Source organism: Flavobacterium sp. AC105 (genome assembly GCF_979258495.1).
On the sequence record NZ_OZ409860.1, the window covers coordinates 2,978,600 to 2,998,469 of the forward strand.

The 19,870-nt window shown below is 32.6% G+C and carries 17 protein-coding genes and 1 tRNA gene; 11 read left to right on the plus strand and 7 right to left on the minus strand.

Annotated elements, in window-relative coordinates; translation table 11 throughout:
• Positions 1-32: 32 nt before the first annotated feature.
• Both ACZ0AH_RS12435 and ACZ0AH_RS12440 read right to left on the minus strand, forming a co-directional pair.
• Positions 33-887: a hypothetical protein gene (locus tag ACZ0AH_RS12435; RefSeq protein ID WP_463476113.1), complete on the minus strand. Its 855-nt coding sequence runs from the start codon at positions 885-887 to the stop codon at positions 33-35.
• A gap of 31 nt (positions 888-918) precedes the next feature.
• Positions 919-1,515 (minus strand): TlpA family protein disulfide reductase, encoded by a 597-nt coding sequence (locus ACZ0AH_RS12440; protein ID WP_463476114.1) that lies wholly within the window; start codon positions 1,513-1,515, stop codon positions 919-921.
• A 547-nt stretch (positions 1,516-2,062) separates the two neighbouring features.
• Here ACZ0AH_RS12440 and ACZ0AH_RS12445 point away from each other — a divergent pair.
• From ACZ0AH_RS12445 to ACZ0AH_RS12485, 9 genes are all read left to right on the plus strand, one after another.
• On the plus strand, positions 2,063-3,124 hold the full coding sequence (locus tag ACZ0AH_RS12445) for an efflux RND transporter periplasmic adaptor subunit (protein WP_463476115.1): 1,062 nt from the start codon (positions 2,063-2,065) through the stop codon (positions 3,122-3,124).
• A 102-nt stretch (positions 3,125-3,226) separates the two neighbouring features.
• Positions 3,227-6,325, plus strand: coding sequence for an efflux RND transporter permease subunit (locus tag ACZ0AH_RS12450; protein ID WP_463476116.1), 3,099 nt, complete (start codon positions 3,227-3,229; stop codon positions 6,323-6,325).
• Between the two features lie 78 nt (positions 6,326-6,403).
• Positions 6,404-7,714: a TolC family protein gene (locus ACZ0AH_RS12455; RefSeq protein WP_463476117.1), complete on the plus strand. Its 1,311-nt coding sequence runs from the start codon at positions 6,404-6,406 to the stop codon at positions 7,712-7,714.
• Between the two features lie 28 nt (positions 7,715-7,742).
• A complete protein-coding gene (locus ACZ0AH_RS12460) occupies positions 7,743-8,606 on the plus strand; it encodes a bestrophin family protein (protein ID WP_463476118.1) in 864 nt (287 codons plus the stop codon).
• 333 nt (positions 8,607-8,939) lie between these two features.
• Complete coding sequence (gene pheT / locus ACZ0AH_RS12465; RefSeq protein ID WP_463476119.1) at positions 8,940-11,360, plus strand: phenylalanine--tRNA ligase subunit beta; 2,421 nt, start codon at positions 8,940-8,942, stop codon at positions 11,358-11,360.
• A gap of 458 nt (positions 11,361-11,818) precedes the next feature.
• A complete protein-coding gene (locus ACZ0AH_RS12470; RefSeq protein WP_463476120.1) occupies positions 11,819-12,259 on the plus strand; it encodes a hypothetical protein in 441 nt (146 codons plus the stop codon).
• Between the two features lie 6 nt (positions 12,260-12,265).
• The gene (locus tag ACZ0AH_RS12475) at positions 12,266-12,913 is read left to right on the plus strand and encodes a hypothetical protein (RefSeq protein WP_463476121.1); all 648 of its coding nucleotides are present in this window, start codon (positions 12,266-12,268) and stop codon (positions 12,911-12,913) included.
• Between the two features lie 98 nt (positions 12,914-13,011).
• Positions 13,012-13,671, plus strand: coding sequence for a sensor histidine kinase (locus tag ACZ0AH_RS12480; RefSeq protein ID WP_463476122.1), 660 nt, complete (start codon positions 13,012-13,014; stop codon positions 13,669-13,671).
• Positions 13,661-14,305: a response regulator gene (locus ACZ0AH_RS12485; protein WP_463476123.1), complete on the plus strand. Its 645-nt coding sequence runs from the start codon at positions 13,661-13,663 to the stop codon at positions 14,303-14,305. Before ACZ0AH_RS12480 ends, ACZ0AH_RS12485 begins: the two co-directional genes overlap by 11 nt.
• Positions 14,306-14,343: 38 nt before the next feature.
• On the opposite strand, the gene ACZ0AH_RS12490 is transcribed toward ACZ0AH_RS12485, so the two are convergent.
• Positions 14,344-14,856 (minus strand): adenine phosphoribosyltransferase, encoded by a 513-nt coding sequence (locus tag ACZ0AH_RS12490; protein ID WP_463476124.1) that lies wholly within the window; start codon positions 14,854-14,856, stop codon positions 14,344-14,346.
• Positions 14,857-14,969: 113 nt separating this feature from the next.
• On the opposite strand from ACZ0AH_RS12490, the gene ACZ0AH_RS12495 reads away from it, so the two are divergent.
• Positions 14,970-15,043, plus strand: a tRNA-Arg gene (locus ACZ0AH_RS12495).
• 112 nt (positions 15,044-15,155) lie between these two features.
• The gene (locus ACZ0AH_RS12500) at positions 15,156-15,560 is read left to right on the plus strand and encodes a helix-turn-helix domain-containing protein (protein WP_463476125.1); all 405 of its coding nucleotides are present in this window, start codon (positions 15,156-15,158) and stop codon (positions 15,558-15,560) included.
• A 354-nt stretch (positions 15,561-15,914) separates the two neighbouring features.
• Here the strand turns inward: ACZ0AH_RS12500 and ACZ0AH_RS12505 are convergent, their stop codons facing one another.
• The 4 genes from ACZ0AH_RS12505 to ACZ0AH_RS12520 all read right to left on the minus strand — a co-directional run bounded on the left by ACZ0AH_RS12505 (position 15,915) and on the right by ACZ0AH_RS12520 (position 19,662).
• Positions 15,915-16,691: a hypothetical protein gene (locus tag ACZ0AH_RS12505; protein ID WP_463476126.1), complete on the minus strand. Its 777-nt coding sequence runs from the start codon at positions 16,689-16,691 to the stop codon at positions 15,915-15,917.
• A gap of 63 nt (positions 16,692-16,754) precedes the next feature.
• Entirely contained in the window at positions 16,755-17,375 is a 621-nt protein-coding gene (locus ACZ0AH_RS12510) for a hypothetical protein (protein ID WP_463476127.1), read from the minus strand.
• Between the two features lie 312 nt (positions 17,376-17,687).
• A complete protein-coding gene (locus ACZ0AH_RS12515) occupies positions 17,688-18,740 on the minus strand; it encodes a redoxin domain-containing protein (RefSeq protein WP_463476128.1) in 1,053 nt (350 codons plus the stop codon).
• A 289-nt stretch (positions 18,741-19,029) separates the two neighbouring features.
• Positions 19,030-19,662: a YciE/YciF ferroxidase family protein gene (locus ACZ0AH_RS12520; protein ID WP_463476129.1), complete on the minus strand. Its 633-nt coding sequence runs from the start codon at positions 19,660-19,662 to the stop codon at positions 19,030-19,032.
• Between the last annotated feature and the right edge of the window lie 208 nt (positions 19,663-19,870).

The window sequence follows — 19,870 nt, forward strand, 5'->3', positions numbered from 1 at the left end:
TTATTCTATTTTTTTTTTCTAAAACAATAACCTTATCCTCTGGCATTGGTTGATTTAACATGAATATCATTTACCAAATCATCGATCTTTTTGGCACTTTCTCGCATCATTTCCAGGTAACTCAAAAGTTTGTCGTTATCGGTATGTCCTTTCGAAACATCAATAAGTTTTAACACCGAGTTTACAGGCATTTTTAAGTCTAAAGTCGTTCTGTGAATAAAATCATTATAATCTTTTGTAGCTGATATTGAATTGTATTTTGCCGATGCCAATTTGATATTTTCCAATTCATATTCATCAGAAATTTTAGAAATATGATTTTGACTGTGTTCTTTAAAATAATACGCCCAATATCCGTTCATAAAGAAAACAACAGCTGCTAATACAACATGTATCAAAAATGTTTCAAGATCAAAATTAACTTGCGAAAAGTAAATTTGTGGTCCCTTTGCATCATTATAAACAAAGTTTTGCAGATATGCTAAACCTCCGTGGTGCAGTACTACCAAAAGCGTAAGCGGAATTTGTAATTTCCAGTTTTGATAAATAATCAGGATTGTGCTGGCAATAAAAACGGTAAAATGCATTTCGAACAAACCGTGCATCTGATAAATATACTGCGCCATGAAAATAGCCAATACAACAGCTAATACATACTGATAAAATTTAGAGTTTTTAAGAAAGAATTTTGCCGAATAATAGGCTAATAAATTCAAAGTACCAACTCCTACTCCAATCTCAAATGTGTCATATTTAAAGGCTAAGGCAATTCCGAGAAGGAAATAAACAGCAAGAACATAGTTAATAATCGTATCTGATTTTTGTGTCATTGTAGACATAAAACTGTGCAGATAATCTTGTTCATTCAAACTGGCTTTTGTTTTCATAAATTAGGTTGATTAGGTTAAGAAAATAGATTTATTTAGTGCATTTTGGCAATGAACATCCGTAAGCTCTCAGAGCCAAAGCATCAAATGAAGGGGAATGATTTTGTTTTAATAAAGACTCAATTGCTATTTGAGCATAATTACTGTCTGCGTTTGTACAATATCTGGTTTTATTGTAGTTTCCGCGGTAATATAAATGGTGAAAAACATCAATAAGAACCGCTTGGGGTGTCGAAAAAACACCGCATTTTTCTGCTATTGTCACATCAAAATAAACAGGAATATCAGCATCAAACTTTTTCTGAATTTCTTCTATTGTAAAACTCTTTTGGGTATTGAGCACAACAATTTTAAAATTTATTCGATCTCCGTACTTTTTAATTAAACCGCTTACATGAGGAATATTAAAACGGGAACAAGGACAATCAGGGTTAAAAAAATGAATAAAAACCGGTCTGTTATCTGTTGTACAGCATCCTAAATCAATTTTTGAACCCATGGCAATAGCATGGTAATTTTTAGGAATTGGCGTAGGCAGACTATATTTAAATTCATTTTGCCAAAACAAAACAGAAATTGCAGCAAGTAATAGTGAAAACCATAAGCCTAAAAGTATTTTTTTCGTCATAAATTAATTATTTAAATGATTTTAAAATAAAAAAAATAAACACTTGTTAACGCAATTACTTGTAATAACTACTAATTAACTTATAAAATGGCGGTAATTATCATTTTTTGACGACTTATGGATTAAAAATAAAGCTTTTTCGCTTCTAAATTTTTTGTTTTGTTTAACCATATCAATGTTACAAATAAAATCGATAAAGCGCAAGATAAATAAGATAAAAAACTTAAAAAAATGTTAATATAGGATTTAACTTATATTAAAAATGAACAATTCTACATTATTCGTAAGTAAAATCCTAAATTAAATTACTAATTATGATGCGTTTTTTGCTCGTTTTTTGAATTTTCATAATTCAAAATAAAAAAAAGGCACTTTTTTAAACGCCACATTAAACCATTGTAAACAAATAGGGTCTAAGTGTTAAGTGAATCAAAAAACTTGTACATACAAATGTTAAATAAAAGCTAACATCCGCCAGTTTCGGTTCAAAAAGTTAAATTTGTAAGCTTACTAAAGCCTATACCAAAAACACAATTACCTCAATTTTATGAAAGTAAAAAATCTTGTTTACGCCTTACTAATTATCGGAATCGGAGGATTTATCGCCTATCGAATAGTATCCAATAAAAGTAAAAACGAAGAATCTAAAAAGTCTGGCGATAAGGACAAACCTACAACAGTAACCGGAATAGTGGTTAAAACTGCTACTTTTGATAATAATTTATCTTTATCCGGATCTATTGAAGCCAATGAACAAGTAGAAATTCACAGTGAAGTTTCAGGAATTGTTGAAGGTATTTACTTTACAGAAGGTACAAATGTTACGAAAGGACAAGTACTTTTTAAAGTAAACGATATTGAATTAAAAGCACAATTAAGACAAGCCGTTACAAAAGAAGGTTTGGCTGGCGAAAACGAAAGAAGAGCAAAATTGCTGCTTCAAAAAGAAGCGATAAGCCAGGAAGAATTTGATGTAGCAAATGCGGATTATGCTTCAATGAAAGCACAAACCCAATTAATTAGGGCTCAAATTGCAAAAACAGCCGTAAAAGCTCCTTTTTCAGGAAAAATTGGTTTGCGTTCTATTTCACCTGGAACTTATATTACACCAGCTATTTTGGTTGCAAAACTAGTCAATACAGGCAAATTAAAAATTACATTTTCTATACCTGAAAAATATGCTTCGCAAGTAAACTCAAATTCAACAATAGAATTTAACGTTTCAGGCTCAGATAAAACCTATACAGCAAAAATATACGCAATAGAACCGGAAGTTGCCGTTGCAACACGTACGCTGCAAATTCGCGCCATTGCAGATAATATCGACGGAAAACTTTTTCCCGGAACTTTTGCAGACGTAAAATTGCCTTTGAATATCATAAAAGATGCTATCGTTGTTCCTTCAGAATCGATTGTTCCTGTTCAGGACGGAAAAAAAGTATACATAGCCAATATGGGAAAAGCCAAAGAAGTTAAGGTTGAAGCAACAACCAGAACAGATGCTTCAATTTTGATTTTGTCAGGATTAAAAGCTGGTGACACGCTAATAACAAGCGGTGTTATGTCATTAAAAAATGAAGCTCCAATAAAAGTTAAAATCAAAAAATAGTTTTTCTGAGTTATGAATTTTGATCTGGTTGTCACTCTGAGCGAAGTCGAAGAGCTATTCAATCCAAAATCTGAACTCTAAAATCTAAAATCATACATCATAATGAGTTTATCAACTACAAGTATAAGAAGACCCGTTTTAACTATTGTACTGAATCTTTTAATTATTTTATTCGGTTTCATTGGTTATACATTTCTGGGTGTTCGTGAATTCCCTTCAATTGATCCGGCGCAGGTTTCAATCAGAACCAATTATACCGGAGCCAATTCTGATATTATTGAGTCACAAATTACAGAACCTCTTGAAAAAGCCGTAAATGCAATTGACGGAATTAGAAATATTACATCATCAAGTAATCAGGGAAGCAGCAATATTACCATAGAATTTAACTTAGACAAAGACCTTGAAGAAGCTGCGAATGATGTTCGTGACAAAGTTTCGCAAGCTGTTCGAAGTCTGCCACAGGATATTGATGCACCGCCGGTTGTTTCTAAGGCTGATGCCGATAGTGAATCTATTATTTCGATGACGGTTCAGAGTGATAGCAGAAGTTCATTAGAATTAAGTGATTATGCAGAAAATGTTATTTCGCAGCGTTTAGAAACGATTCCCGGAGTAAGCGGCGTTCAAATTTGGGGACAAAAACGTTACGCGATGCGTTTGTGGATCGATCCTGTAAAATTGGCCGCTTATGGCTGTACCGTTGCAGAAGTTCGGGATGCTTTAAATGCACAAAACGTAGAGTTGCCATCCGGAAAACTAACCGGAAACAATACGGAACTTACCGTAAAAACAATAGGAAATCTTTCTAAACCGGAAGAATTTAATAATATTATCATTCGAACAGACGGCGATAAAATTGTTCGTTTGAGCGATGTTGGAGGTGCCGAACTTGGACCTGAAAATATCGAAACTTCTTTAACATCCTCAGGACTTCCAATGATTGGTTTAGCGATTGTACCAATGCCGGGAGCCAATTACCTGGATATTTCAAAAGAGTTTTACAAAAAATATGACGCTTTAAAAAAGGATCTTCCTAAGGATATAAAATTAAATATTGCACTTGATAATACGCTGTTTGTAAAAAAATCAGTACTTGAAGTAGCCGAAACTTTAGGGATTTCGATTATTCTCGTAATTATCATTATTTATTTGTTTTTCAGGGATTGGGCAATTGCATTCAGGCCTTTAATTGATATTCCGGTATCCTTAATTGCGACATTTTTTATCATGTGGCTTTTTGGATTTTCGATCAATGTATTAACACTTTTAGCTATTGTTTTGGCAACCGGTCTGGTGGTTGATGATGGAATTGTTGTAACCGAAAATATCTTCAAAAAAGTCGAAGAAGGCATGTCGCCAATTGAAGCCGCAATCAAAGGTTCTAATGAAATTTTCTATGCCGTAATTTCGATTTCTGTGACTTTGGCCGCTGTGTTTTTACCGGTAATTTTCTTAGAAGGTTTCGTAGGCCGACTCTTTCGGGAATTTGGGGTTGTAATTGGTGCCGCTGTATTAATTTCTGCCTTTGTATCTCTGACATTAACGCCAATGCTGAACGCCTATTTAATGAAAGGCGGCGAACAGAAAAAATCTAAATTCTACGTAAAAACAGAACCTTTTTTCGAAAGATTAAATAGTGGTTATGCTTCTGCCCTTGAAAAATTCATGGCTAAAAAATGGATCAGTTTCCCTATTTTGATTGTTTGTTTTGGATTGATTTATTTATTTTTCACCATTCTTCCAAAAGAAACTGCGCCATATGACGATCGTAGTTCTGTAACCATGCGTATGACCACTCCCGAAGGTTCATCTTATGATTACACCAACCGTTTTATGCAGGAAATGTCAAAATTGGTTGATGATTCAATTCCGGACAAAAAAGTAAGTTTAGTAATTACTGCCGGAGGTTCCGGAGGTTCTGCAACAAATTCCGGATTTATCAGACTTTCGTTGAAAGAACCAGATGAAAGAAACATGTCCCAAAAAGATATTGCGGATAAATTAACCAAGTGGACTAAAAAATATCCGGACGCTAAAACATCTGTAATCCAGCAGCCTACAATTGCCGTAAACCGACGTGGAGGATTACCGATTCAGTATATTATTCAGGCTCCAACTTTTGAAAAACTAAGAGAAAAAATTCCGGTTTTCATGGATGAAGTGGGTAAAAGCGATGTTTTTTCGACAACAGATGTGAATTTGAAATTCAATAAACCTGAAATCAACGTAAGTATCGACCGTGAAAAAGCCGAAAGTTTAGGCATTTCGATTATAGATATTGCACAGACTTTGCAGCTTTCTTTAAGCGGACAGCGTTTTGGATATTTCATCAAAAACGGAAAACAATATCAGGTTATTGGTCAGTTTGATCAAAAAGACCGTTCTAAACCTTTGGATTTAACCTCGATGTTTGTAAAAAACAAAAATGGCGAATTGATCCAGATGGACAACGTCGTAAATGTTGATGAACAAAGTAATCCGCCACAGTTGTATCACAACAATCGTTATATGTCGGCAACGGTTTCTGCAGGTTTAGCGCCGGGAAAAAGTATTAGCGATGGTATTGCCGAAATGGACCGAATTAAAGCGAAAGTTCTTGACGAAAGTTTTACAACCGATTTAAGTGGAGAATCACGGGATTTTGTCGAAAGCAGCTCCAATACTTCTTTTGCTTTTGGATTGGCTTTATTGCTGATATTTTTAATTCTTGCCGCTCAGTTTGAAAGTTTTATCGATCCGTTTATTATCATTTTAACCGTGCCAATGGCGGTTGCAGGAGCTTTATTTTCGTTATGGCTATTCAATCAGACCTGGAATATTTTTAGCCAGATTGGAACCGTAATGCTTATTGGTCTGGTAACAAAAAATGGTATTTTGATCGTAGAATTTGCGAATCAGCTGCGAGAACAGGGAAAACCAAAATTAGAAGCCATTTTAGAAGCTTCAGAAGCACGTTTACGTCCAATTTTGATGACGAGTTTAGCCATTGCTTTAGGAGCTTTACCAATTGCAATGTCGCTTGGAGCCGCATCTACAAGCAGAATTGGAATGGGAGTTGTAATCGTTGGAGGAACTATTTTCTCACTGGCATTAACACTTTTTGTAATTCCTGCTATTTATCTGATGTGGTCCAAAGCCAGAAAACATTATCCTGAATTTGATCATATTGAAGAATATGAAAGAGACAGCAAAGTATAAATTCTAATTTTTTGAAATAAAATAAAAGCTTTGAATTACAAGTTAACAAACTGAAATTCAAAGCTAATCCTTCATAATATGAAAACTAAGATAGTATTAAAAAGTCTCGTTTTATTTTTGTTTTGTATAGCAAAAAGTAATGCACAGGAAGTTTTGACGATTGAAGATGCTATGAAAATAGCGTTAGAAAATAATTTTGAAATTAAGATTGCCAAAAATAATTCTAAAATCAGCGAAACCAACGTAACCATAGGAAACGCGGGAATGCTGCCAATAGCAACAGCTTCTATCACAGATAATAACAGCATACAAAATTCATCTCAAACCCGTCAGGATGGTACATCAACCTCTTTGGACAATGCCAAAAATAATAGTTTGAATTATGGCGTAAGTTTAGGCTGGACTGTTTTTGACGGAATGAAAATGTTCGCCAGATTAGATCAGTTAAAAGAGCTGCAAAAACTAGGCGATTCTCAGTTAAAACAAACCATTTTAGTCAAAATTGGTCAGGTAAACTCGGCATATTATGATTTGGTGCAGCAACAGCATCAATTGGGCGCATTAGATACAACAATTGTTATTTCGAAGCAAAGATTAACATTGGCACAAAATCGTTTCAGTATCGGAAAAGCTTCAAAATTAGAAGTCCTAAATGCTCAGGTTGATCTCAATACAGATCAGGTAACTTTATTGAGACAAAAAGAATCGTATGCAAATGCCAAAATTTTATTGAACCAATATTTAGCACGTGATCCAAAAATAGATTTTACAGTAACTGATTTGGTTACAGTTGATGATAAATTAGTTTTAGCTGATTTAATCGATTTGGCCCAAAAACAAAATCCAGGTTTAGAATCTCAAATCATAAACAAACGAATTGCCGAGTTACAGCTCAAACAAGTTAAGGCAAACCGTTATCCTACAGTAACTTTAAACTCAGGTTATAATTTTGCAGATAGCCAGTCCAGTTTAGGTTTTACCAGTCAATCCTCTGCACGAGGTTTAAATTACGGTTTTAGTGCAGCCGTAAACGTGTTTGATGGTTTTAACCAACACCGAAATGAGAAAGTAGCAAAACTGCAAATCGAAAATTCACAAATTGCAATCGAGCAGCAAAATATGATTTTGAATACGCAGTTAAGTACCGCTTTTCAAACGTATTTGACAAATCTTGAATTAATTGATTTAGAAGAAGACAATCAGGCTATTGCAAAACAAAACCTGGATATTACCTTGGATAAATTTAGAATTGGAACCATAACAACACTTGATTTTAGAACGGCCCAGCTTAATTATGTCAACGCAAAAGTGCGTTACAGCAATGCACAATATGAAGCTAAATTATCTGAAATTGCATTAAAAGAATTAGCAGGAAATATTAATTTTTAAGTAAATTTGTTTTCCAAAACAAATTTAAATGATCTCATATAATACCAAAGACTGGTTTACTTTTATCTTTCATTTTCATAAATCAGATACCGTTAGACAGTTATTTCCGGTTATGATTGCAATTGGAATTTATTCCGGAATTGTGGGTTATTTTGAAGTTATATATTTGGGAATTGATGAAAATCATTACATCAAAAATATTCCGATAATGCACGGAATCCTGGGTTTTGTAATTTCACTTTTATTGGTTTTCAGAACAAATACCGCTTACGACCGTTGGTGGGAAGCCCGAAAATTATGGGGAGGTTTAGTAAACAATAGTCGAAATTTTGCCATAAAACTTTCTGCTATTTTAAAAGATGAAAATGACAGGAAATTTTTCAGGAAATTTATTCCCGGTTATGCTTCAATTTTATACAAACATTTAAACAATTCTGATACCGCAAAACAGCTTTTTGAAGATGTAGATCTCGAATTGGATCATCATAAACACAAGCCAAATCAGATAAAACGAATGATGTATCACAAGATAAATGATTTGTATGAAGCCAAAAAAATTACTGGAGATCAGCTTATTACCTTAAATGACGAATTGGTTGCTTTTACTGATATCTGCGGCGCTTGCGAACGAATAAAAAATACGCCTATTCCCTACTCTTACAGCGCATTCATCAAAAAATTCATCTTTTTCTATACGATGACTTTGCCGTTTGGTTATTCTTTAAGTTTAGGATATTATGTCGTTCCGGTAGTCGTTTTTATCTTCTATGTTTTGGCAAGTCTGGAGTTAATTGCCGAAGAAATTGAAGATCCTTTTGGCGATGATGAGAACGATTTGCCTATCAAAAAAATATCAGAAAACATCAAAAAGCATGTTGAAGAATTGATTTAATCAAAGCCGGAATATCTTAATTCATTTCGTTTTTAATATTGCCTTTTAACAAGTTTTGCTGTATATTATTTTTTGATTTCTTTTGAATTTAATTACATAATTTAAAAGAGATAAGTATTTCGTATAAAATTTTTACTTCAAAAATTGCAGATTTATTTCAATAATTGAATATTACTGTTTTATTAGTAAAATTTCAGCAATAAACTACAAAATACTCAATATCAGGCTGTTTTATTTAAATTAAAAACAGCTCGAAAAAACCAAATAAATTCTTTCTTACTCCAGCGATCAATCCTTATATTTGTATCCTTATTCAAGAATAATTAAGTCAAAATGAAAATATCTTACAACTGGTTAAAACAATTCATCAAAACGGACTGGACATCTGAGCAGACTTCTGAATTACTTACAGATTTAGGTCTGGAAGTTGAAGTTGTCGAAAAATACCAATCAGTTAAAGGCGGTTTAGAAGGAGTTGTTGTAGGACACGTACTTACTTGCGAAAAACATCCGGACGCTGACAGACTAAAAGTTACAACTGTAGATATTGGTTTAGAAGCTCCTGTACAAATTGTTTGCGGTGCAGCGAATGTTGCTGCAGGGCAAAAAGTACCGGTTGCCACTATCGGAACCGTTTTATATGATAACGAAGGCGGCGAACTTACTATTAAAAAAGGAAAAATTCGCGGACAGGAAAGCCACGGAATGATTTGTGCCGAAGATGAATTGGGTTTAGGTACAAGCCACGACGGAATTATGATTCTTGACGAAGCGTTAGTTCCCGGAACTCCGGCTTCGCAAGTGTTTCATGTTGCCAATGATGAGGTTTTCGAAATTGGATTAACGCCTAACCGCGCTGATGCAATGAGCCATTTTGGAACTGCACGTGATTTAAGAGCAGGAATGCTGCAACGTGGTGTGAATGTGGAATTAATCACGCCATCTGTGAGTAATTTCAGGGTTGAAATGCGTACTTTAAAAATTGACGTTAATGTTGAAGAACCTTTATTGGCGCCAAGATATTGCGGAGTGACTATTTCTGGAATCTCTGTTCATGAATCTCCAAAATGGTTACAAGATCGTTTAAAAGCAATTGGATTAAATCCAAAAAATAATATTGTCGATGTTACTAATTATGTTTTACACGAATTAGGACAGCCATTGCATGCTTTTGATGCGGCAAAAATTAACGGAAAAATTATTGTAAAAACACTTCCGGCAGGTACAAAATTTGTTACTCTTGATGATGTTGAAAGAACATTACATGCCGAAGATTTAATGATTTGTGATGAAAAAGGGCCACTTGCTATTGCAGGGGTTTTTGGAGGAAAAAAATCAGGCGTAACAGAAGGAACAACGACGATTTTCTTAGAAAGTGCTTATTTTGATGCTGTTAATATTCGTAAAACTGCCAAAAGACATTCCTTAAATACAGATGCTTCTTTTAGATATGAAAGAGGAATTGACCCAACCATTACAGAATATGCCTTAAAACGTGCTGCACTTTTAATTCAGGAAGTAGCCGGCGGAAAACTAACTTGTGATGTTGTAGAAGTGTATCCTAAAAAAGTAGAAGATTTTTCTGTTTTATTGAATTTCAGCCATGTATCGAAAATTATCGGACAGGAAATTCCAAAAGATACCATCAAGAAAATATTAGTTTCTTTAGACATTAAAGTAAATAGTGTTTCTGATTCTGGTTTAGGATTAACAATTCCGGCTTATCGTGTTGATGTTCAGCGTGAAATTGACGTAATCGAAGAAATCCTTAGAGTTTACGGTTATAACAATATCGAATTTTCTAAAAAATTCAATGCAACAGTTGCCAATTCTCCAAGAACAGAAGATTATAAAGTACAAAATGTAATTGCCGGACAATTGAACTCGCAGGGGTTTCATGAAATGATGGCAAACTCTTTGACAACAGCTGCTTATGCAAAATTATCAACTGTTTTAAAAGAAGAGCACAATGTTACGATGTTGAATCCTTTAAGCACTGATTTGTCTACAATGCGTCAATCGCTATTGTTTTCAGGTTTAGAAGCGATTTCGTATAATATCAACAGAAGAAATTCGGATTTAAAATTATTCGAATTCGGAAAATCATATCATAAATATCTTAACGGATATGAAGAGCATAAACATTTGACGTTGTTAATTTCTGGAAACAGAAATAAAGAAACCTGGACAAATGCTCAAAAACCAACTGATTTCTTTTTATTAAAAGGATACGTAAAAGGTATTTTGGCCCGTTTGGGAATTGATAAAATTTCGAATGCTCCGGTACAATCTGATATATTTTCAGAAGGAACTTCTATTTGCTATAACAATGATACATTGGTTGAAATGGGAGTTGTTAAAAAATCAATTCTGAAACATTTCGGAATCAAACAAGATGTTTATTTTGCTGATTTCAACTGGGATTTGATCTTAAAAATTATCACCGGAAAAATTAAATATTCTGAAATCCCTAAATATCCAGAAGTTCGCAGGGATTTAGCGTTGTTAATTGATCAGGAGACATCATACGAAAGTATTTTTAATCTGGCTAAACAAACCGAAAAAGCACTTTTAAAAGACATTAATTTATTTGATGTTTACGAAGGCGACAAACTTCCGCAAGGCAAAAAATCATATGCTCTGAGTTTTACGATCCAGGATAATACCAAAACGCTTACAGATTCTCAAATTGATAAAGTCATGTCGAAATTGCAGCAAACTTTTGAGACGGAACTTGGAGCAGTTTTGAGATAAAAACAACTTTTAGTTATAGAATTACAAACCCGATAAGTTAAGAGCTTGTCGGGTTTTTTATTTTGTTTTGTTTCAGGTTTCAGGTTTCAAGTTTCAAGTTATTGAAATGTGCTGATTCGCTTTGCGAAACTTTGCGTAAATCTTTGCGAAGTTTGCGGTAAAACTATGTTCAAAGTAAAACAACCTGAACCCTGAAACTTGAAACCTGAAACTTGAAACTTGAAACTTGAAACCTGAAACTTGAAACCTGAAACTTGAAACCTGAAACCTGAAACCTGAAACCTGAAACTTGAAACCCTGAAACAAAAAACTAACTAAGACGACAATTTTTTAAATAAATTTACTGAACGAAAAAAGGGTGATTTTACCCTTGTTGTTCTGAAGTGATTAAAATAATTTTGGGAAAATATTTTTTAATATAATAACTAAACCTTTAACCAATTAATAACACAATAATCATGAAAAATCCCCCTGCAAAACCAAGTCAGTTAATTACAAAAGAATTTGCTAAACAGCTAAATCTGAATTACAACAAAAAGAAAGCTGCGGGCTTAACGGCCAAATCAGCTCAGAAAGAAGATGCAAATGCAATTTGGTATTCCTTACAAGAACTGGAAAACTACATTCATTATATAAAAACATCCGGAGTAGAAAGCGGTTATAATGTTGATGGAATCCGTTTTTATTTTGGAGTTTATCCTGAAGATGAAAAACATGGCGAAAAAGCCGGATTAACCACTTTATTTCTGGTACCAACCGGTAAAAAAACAGAACCTAAAACAAACACGGCAAAAATTCAGACTTTTGCGCTCGTTGAAGAACAAACCTCTAGCGATATTACAGATCTTTCTCCTATGAATTACGGAAATATTGGAAGACCGCCTAGTTTAATATATTAATAAATTATGTTTGAATTTTTAAGAACTTATATCATCTATTTGGCTTTATTATCAGGGATTTTTGGCGTGCTGGCATTGCATAAACTTCCTGGTAAAAAAGCCAAATCTATAGTTATTTTAATATGGTTTTCAATACTAACAGAAATAGTTGGCTATTACTTTACACAATGGACAGGCTTATTGAATTATTATGTCTATAATTTCTATATGTTTGTCAGTTTTTCAGCTTATATATTACTTCTCAGAAGCTTATTGTTGAAATTCAACAATAAAATGTCGGCAACATTATTTTTAATATTATTTATATTTTCCTTTTTCCTGAATTCTTTATATTTCAAGGACGATCTCAATAAATCATTTATTTATAGTTTTGCAATTGGTGTTCTATTAGTTATGATATTATCTTGCCTATATTTGGTAGAAATTTTTAATTCAGATAAAATATTAAAATTCGAAAAATCAGTTTTTTTTTGGTACATCTTAGGCATATTGGTATTTCACGTACCATTTTTACCTTTTATGCTTGCCATAAACTGGTTTTTAATCAAACAAGACGAATCAATATTTAGTTTGGTATTGTTTATCTTAAATTTGTTATCGCATAGCTGCTTTATCATTGGTTTTTTATGGAGCGAAAAGAAATACAATTATTAGTCATTTCGTTAGGTATTGTTTTCTTAACTTTACTGGTAACTTTGCTTGTGATATTCTTTTATTTTTTGAAGAAAAAAAATAGTTATCTGGTAGAAAAGATGGAATCAGAACTTTATTTTCAATCCGAATTAATCAAAACAAGAATAGAAATTAAGGATCAGACCCTTTCTGAAATCAGTAAGGAACTACATGATAATATAGGCCAAATCGTTTCTGTGGGCATTATGCAGCTCAATATGTACATCAATAGCGGCAAAGCTATTCAGCATAATGAATTGAGTGATCTTAAAGATATATTAGCAAAATCGCTGGATGAAATCAGGATTTTATCCCGAATCATCAATAAAGATAATCTACTGCAAAACAATTTTATCGAAGCCATAAAACAAGATCTGGACCGTGTAAAAAAACTAAAAAGAATACAGTATAAATATACCCTTTCGGGCGACATACCGGATATTAGCGAAGAACATGATTTGTTTATCTACAGAATTTTTCAGGAAGCATTGCACAACAGCCTGAAACATTCTCACAGTGATTTATTTGAAGTAAATATTACCACTACAGAAACTGTTTTTTGCTTAATTTTTAAAGATTTTGGAATTGGATACGACCCTCTCAAAACAAATTCCGGAATTGGATTGAACAATATGAAATTGAGAGCTAAATTAATTGGAGCAGCATTAATTATAAATTCAGACACAACAGGAACCACTGTAACCTTAGAATATCCTTTAACTAAACCCGATGAAACCTAAAAACAAAATTATTATTGTAGATGATCATTTGCTATTTTCGCAATCACTGGAGCTTTTGATCAATAGTTTTAAAGATTTTGAAGTAATCAATCGCTTTGAAAATGGAAAAGTTTTTATTTCCTACTTACAGGAAAATGTAGACTCAGATGTCGATTTAATTCTTTTAGACGTTAATATGCCTGTTTTAGACGGTGTAAGCACCATGAAATGGATTAAGGAAAACAGACCCGATCTTAAAGTTATTGCGCTGTCTGTAAACGATGACGAAGAAATTATTATAAAAATGCTGACCAACGGTGCCAAAGGCTATTTACTGAAAGATACATCGCCTGAAATATTCAGGGACGGAATTGAATCTGTTATCGAAAAAGGTTTTTATTTTACCGAATTAGTATCCGGAATGCTGGTAAAAAAAGCCAATAATGATTCGACAAAAATCAATTTGAAAGATAAAGAAATCATTTTTATAAAACACGCCTGCACCGAAAAAACATATAAAGAAATCGCCTCAGAAATGTGCCTGAGCCCAAAAACAATCGACGGTTATCGCGAATGTTTATTTGATAAATTAGAAATCAAAACCCGGATAGGTTTGGTTCTATATGCTATTAAAAACAAAATTGTCTTAGTTTAACGCTAAGACAATTTTTGTTTTTATAAAGTTCCATAAATCTAATATGTAATGGCTGCGAAAATTGGATGGTTTTTAATTTTCTCCCTTCCGTTCAGGAAACTCAATTCCATCAGGAAATTACATTGCACAATTTCGCCTCCAAGTTTTTCGACTAATTCACAAACTGCTTTTGCTGTTCCGCCAGTTGCGAGAACATCATCGTGAATTAATACGCGATCGCCTTTTTTAATAGCATCTGTGTGCATTTCTAAACTATCAAAACCATATTCCAGTTCATACGAAGCCGAAATTATGTCATACGGCAGCTTTTTAGGTTTCCTTACGGGAATAAAACCGGCATTTAATTCCTGTGCCAATAAAATCCCGAAGAAAAAACCACGACTTTCTGCTCCTACTACTTTATCTATTTTTTGTCCTTTTAAAGAATCTATCAAAATTTGCAAGCATTCTTTCGTCGCAATTGGGTCATTTAAGAGTGGCGTGATATCTTTAAACAAAATTCCTTCTTTAGGAAAACCCTGAATATCACGTATATAATTTTCAATCTTCATTTTTTTTTATTTTTATGTTAATTTATGTTTGTATATCTCACATTTATGCCTATATTTGCACCCGCTAACAGCAATCAACAAAGCTACAAAATTTAGCTGAATTGAAAACAAAAGGCCTCGTGGCGCAACTGAATAGCGCACTTGATTACGGCTCAAGAGGTTACTGGTTTGAATCCAGTCGAGGTCACAAAAAAATCCCATTTCTTACGAAATGGGATTTTTTTTTAATTTTTGAAACGCAAGGTTTTAATTCCAAAAAATGGCTTTATCTTTAAGCCTTTAGAAAATTGATATTCGTTATGGAACAGAAAATACATCAGGGAAGAAACGTAAAACGTTTTAGAGAAATGCTTAACATAAAACAGGAAGCATTAGCTTATGATCTGGGAGAAGACTGGAATCAGAAGAAAATTTCTATGCTGGAGCAGAAAGATGTAATTGAAGATAACCTGCTGAAACAAATTTCGGCTGTATTAAAAATTCCTGTTGAAGCTTTTCAGAATTTTGATGAGGAACAAGCGATAAATATTATTTCTAATACTTTTCACGATACTCAAGGCTTGATAAATTATAGCCCAACTTTCAATAATAATCCAATTGACAAATTGATCCAACTTCATGAAGAAAAGATTGCTTTGTATGAAAGGATGTTGAAAGAGAAAGATGAAATGATGGTGAGGCTTGAAAAATTGATTAATAAATAATTATTTATAAAGATATATTAATTCTATGAAGAGACTTTTGAAGTCTCTTTTATATTTTAGAAATGCTATGAATGCGCAATAAGGATACATTCACACAGCTTTTTATAAGAATTCTTCGGATAGCGGAGTCAGCTTTTTCTGTATCTGTATATAAATAATTCTTATCGATGATTTTCGAAATGGTCAGCTGAAACTTCTACTTCTAAACAAGTACTAAAAAGTATTTTAAATTAAATTGATTGTTTGCGGTAAAGAAACATCGTATTAGATAAACTTTAAATAAAGGTTAAGGCTGACAGCTGGAGTTTCCCTTTGTACTTACACAGTGAAAATCTAGCTATTAAATATTTTCAATTACCATGAATCAGCACAAGGACATTCTTCGATAAATCCTTCTTTATAAAAATTTAGAAGTTTAAAAGTAGCTTTAAAAGTTTCATCGTATTTAAAGTTTAGTAGTTTTTTTAAAATTTCAACGTGATTTCGGCCAGTTTTATCTGATTTAGTATGAATGATTTCATTTCTCAAATCTCTTAAATTATGAATATGAGCATTTGTAGGATTTGGCTTTGCGAAAAAATTTACTCCTAAAGCTTGAGGTAAGACCTTCGTCAATTTATCATTAAATGAAATTGAATACTGAATTTGATTTTTATTGTAAATTTCAGTTTTTTTATCACTCGTAATTTTATATTCGAATTCTTCTGGTATTATGTCATTAATAAAACATTCTATTGATGTAAAGAGACTAATTATACAAGAACTTGCTGTTCCATGATAATCGTAGGCGAAACTAAAGTTTATTTCACTTGCGTTTGAAATATCGGCTAAATTTTTAACCAAATTTTTTCGTTGTTCTTTTCTTTGAATATTAAGATTATAAGCAAAATTATAATTAACTAGAGAAAAGTCAGGAACAGGAATCATACATTGTCTTCCATTATCATTATATATGAAACTGAAAATTTTTTCATCCAATTCAGTTGTTATAATGACAAAATTATCCTTAGAATTTTCCTTAAGGAATTTTTGGTCAATTTCTTTTATTTTAATTTGCTTTCCAACTTCTGCGAACCTACTGTCATTTTGCAATTGCTTATGAAATAGAAAGTTTCTTTTAATATGTTTCATCTTAAACAATTAATTTAATAAGGATTATAGCTAATATTTAAAAACAAAATAAAGTAGTCAGTTTTATTGCCAATTTTCGTAAAGACTTGCAAGCATTTCTTGAGTATTTTCAACGTAACTATCAAGTAGCATTGCAACTCCATCAAACACAAAGCAAACTCTAACAAAAGTCTCTCTAAGGTTGTTTAAATTTACATATTCTAAAACTTGAGTTTTTTGCCCGCTTTTATCAACAGGATATCTAAAAGCCATCGACGATGGGTCAACAGCAGAAATTTCATTGATTAAACTATGGATAATTTGGAAATCTTTTGTCGTTGGATCTTCACCAATAGCCTTATACGCAGCTCGAAATTCTCCATAAAGATTTTGAAGTTGATGATGAGCAGGAAAATATCTTGTTTGATTAATACAAAAGTTCAATCCTTGGATAAGTTCTTTTAACCTTAATTCCAGATAATGTCTTATTAAAAAAATTGCTGGGTAAATATGATAATCCCTAACTGATTTATCTTTCAATGCCAAATCAATTAGACTAATTGCCGAAGTTTGATAACCATCCGCATAATTACCAAATTCTTGAAACGATTTATTTAGCCATGCTATTTCATGTTGGTCGCCATCTTCTTTAAAAAAATTATCTCCTTTTTCAGGATATCTGATTTCTTCTTCGTATAATTTCATTGATAGTTATTGATTAGTTTAGTACTTACGTTCTTTAATATTTTAGCCAACGAGATATAAGTGAAATAAACGTTCACATATACGCCTGAGAAAGGTTATATTAATGAAAGTTTGTTTATTCATTCTTTTTTTCAAAAGTATTGTTTTTTTCTCACAAAATATTTAAATAAACCCGATCGCGCGGATTTGCAATCCATGCCCGCAAAATATATCCTAACAAATTTAAAAAAAGAAAATCCAGTTTTTATTAATATAGGAACGGGCACGGAAAGAATTTCCGCGTTATCGTTGCACATATCCGATCGATAGGGGTTATTTTAAATTTACTTTGAGGAATTTTTCTAAATCTTCGGGACTAATATTGCTAGCAACTATTTTACCTTCGGGGTTAATTAAAAAATTTGATGGGGTAAAAGAAATGTATTTTTTTACAGCTTCGCTATTGTCAATACCTCTTTTTTCAATTAAATTTTTCCATTTTAGATCATGCATTTTCAAGAAATTTTGCCATTGTTGTAAATCTTTATCAACGGAAACTGCTAAAATCTCAAAATTCCTGTCTTTATATACATCATGAATCTTTTGTAATTTAGGAAATGCGGCAATACAGATACTGCAATAGGTTGCCCAAAAATCTATAAGATACCATTTCCCTTTTAAAGATGCTGTTTTAAATACGGTATTGTTTTCATCCGGCAATTCAAAATCATAAACCATATCGTTTACATTTATGTCGTTTTTAGGATACAGTTTTTTTTCTATAATATAAATAGTGCCTGTTCGTTGATTTTTTTTATCTAATTTACTATATATTTTTTTTAATTGATTTTTATCCAAGGTGCTATCCCAACACATTTCCTCAATTAAATTACCCACATAATAATTTTTTGGGTTTTTAACTGCCATTGTGTTTAGCTTTCTGTATAACTTTTGCTGCCGATCTTTAGCATATAAATTACTGGCAACAAATCTTTCATAATCGTCCTGTATCAGAGCTGTTTTTGTACCCAAAATTGAAGTTGCATGAAAAAAAACTGTCGTATCCTTGTTTTGGATTTCTTCATAAAAAGCTAAGTTGATTTTAATGTTTTTATTTTCGATAAAAAATTCTTTTTTCATTACACAAGTTTTTCCTCTCAACCAGAAAAATACATTTGTCATGTTACCTGATATATGCCCTTTGAAAGAAAATTTATTATTATCCAGTAAACAACTATCTTTTTTATCAGCATAAGAAACGTATAAATACCCTTTGTAATTATTTTTTAAAACCCCCTTTAATGTAAAATAATCCTGACTGTTCTTTTGTGCCTGAATTAGATTAATGAAAAAAAATAGGATAATAATATAGCTTTGCTTTTTCATAGGTAATCTTCTTGCAATTAGAATAATTATTGAGATTTGAATAAAAACGTTTATAAAACCCGATCGCGCGGATTTGTAATCCGTGCGCGCAAAGTATATCCTAACAGATTTAAAAAATCACTGGAGCAGAAACAATTTTATACAGGTTGTGCAAGATATATAAATTTAAGACGCTATTATACGAATCCCTATGAATAAGATTTAAATTGGTATAACATAAAAAACCTGCATTATTATAAAAATAATGCAGGTTTCATCAGAATCAAATTAACATGGAATTGCAATTTGATTATTTTTCATCTTCTTCATTTGCGTCGAAGTTGATGGTATTGTAGGCAGCTTCTGTAAGTAAGGAATCTGCTTCTTTTTCTTCAGCCAGAGTTTTCTCCAAAAGCAGAACGGCGTCATCCTCACCCAGTGTCTGCGCAAATGCGGCAAGCGTTCCATAAGTAGCTATTTCATAATGCTCAATCTTTTGTGATGCTGCAATAATACCGGCATCACGAACTGGTCCCTTTTCGGTTTCTTCCATAATGCCTTCTCCCTCTTTTATAAGGCCTTCCATGGCATCGCATTTTTTTGCCGCTGCCTTCTCACCTACTGATTTAAAAACGTCTTCCAGTCTTGTAACCTGTTCTTGTGTTACCGCAAGATGGTCATTGATTGCCTTGATCAGATTTTCAGATGTGGCATTTTTAGCCATTTTCGGTAGTGCTTTTGTCAGTGCTTTTTCAGCCCAGTAGATATCTTTAAGCGAATCAACAAATAATTCTCTTAGTCCTTCTGCTGCAGAAGGCTTAGCTTTTACGACTCCTTTGCTATTTGCTGTAGCCGTTTTTGACGTTGCAGTTTTAGCTGTTTTACTTGTATCAGACGAGCTTTTGGCTTTTGTCGCTGTAGTTGTTTTTGTTGCAGTTTTCATAATTTTTTATTTTTTTTTATATAATATCAAACATACAAAACACTGACAGTAATAATCTTACATAATATTTAGAGTTCGTTACAGCATTTTAAGAATGCTTTGGTTTTTTGATGCCTTTTTTTTATTATTCTTAATATTCTAATTCCCAAAATAATGGTTGAATCTAAAATCCAAACCAATATTTTGGTAATAATCATGTAAATGAACT

Bases quoted from the DNA above. Each gene is read 5' to 3' on its own strand.
- ACZ0AH_RS12510 (WP_463476127.1), bottom strand. From the start codon at position 17,375: ATGAAATTATACGAAGAAGAAATCAGATATCCTGAAAAAGGAGATAAT.
- ACZ0AH_RS12440 (WP_463476114.1), bottom strand. From the start codon at position 1,515: ATGACGAAAAAAATACTTTTAGGCTTATGGTTTTCACTATTACTTGCT.
- ACZ0AH_RS12455 (WP_463476117.1), top strand. From the start codon at position 6,404: ATGAAAACTAAGATAGTATTAAAAAGTCTCGTTTTATTTTTGTTTTGT.
- ACZ0AH_RS12500 (WP_463476125.1), top strand. From the start codon at position 15,156: ATGGAACAGAAAATACATCAGGGAAGAAACGTAAAACGTTTTAGAGAA.
- ACZ0AH_RS12475 (WP_463476121.1), top strand. From the start codon at position 12,266: ATGTTTGAATTTTTAAGAACTTATATCATCTATTTGGCTTTATTATCA.
- ACZ0AH_RS12445 (WP_463476115.1), top strand. From the start codon at position 2,063: ATGAAAGTAAAAAATCTTGTTTACGCCTTACTAATTATCGGAATCGGA.
- ACZ0AH_RS12520 (WP_463476129.1), bottom strand. From the start codon at position 19,662: ATGAAAACTGCAACAAAAACAACTACAGCGACAAAAGCCAAAAGCTCG.
- ACZ0AH_RS12470 (WP_463476120.1), top strand. From the start codon at position 11,819: ATGAAAAATCCCCCTGCAAAACCAAGTCAGTTAATTACAAAAGAATTT.
- ACZ0AH_RS12460 (WP_463476118.1), top strand. From the start codon at position 7,743: ATGATCTCATATAATACCAAAGACTGGTTTACTTTTATCTTTCATTTT.
- ACZ0AH_RS12450 (WP_463476116.1), top strand. From the start codon at position 3,227: ATGAGTTTATCAACTACAAGTATAAGAAGACCCGTTTTAACTATTGTA.
- ACZ0AH_RS12515 (WP_463476128.1), bottom strand. From the start codon at position 18,740: ATGAAAAAGCAAAGCTATATTATTATCCTATTTTTTTTCATTAATCTA.
- ACZ0AH_RS12505 (WP_463476126.1), bottom strand. From the start codon at position 16,691: ATGAAACATATTAAAAGAAACTTTCTATTTCATAAGCAATTGCAAAAT.
- pheT (WP_463476119.1), top strand. From the start codon at position 8,940: ATGAAAATATCTTACAACTGGTTAAAACAATTCATCAAAACGGACTGG.
- ACZ0AH_RS12435 (WP_463476113.1), bottom strand. From the start codon at position 887: ATGAAAACAAAAGCCAGTTTGAATGAACAAGATTATCTGCACAGTTTT.
- ACZ0AH_RS12485 (WP_463476123.1), top strand. From the start codon at position 13,661: ATGAAACCTAAAAACAAAATTATTATTGTAGATGATCATTTGCTATTT.
- ACZ0AH_RS12480 (WP_463476122.1), top strand. From the start codon at position 13,012: ATGGAATCAGAACTTTATTTTCAATCCGAATTAATCAAAACAAGAATA.
- ACZ0AH_RS12490 (WP_463476124.1), bottom strand. From the start codon at position 14,856: ATGAAGATTGAAAATTATATACGTGATATTCAGGGTTTTCCTAAAGAA.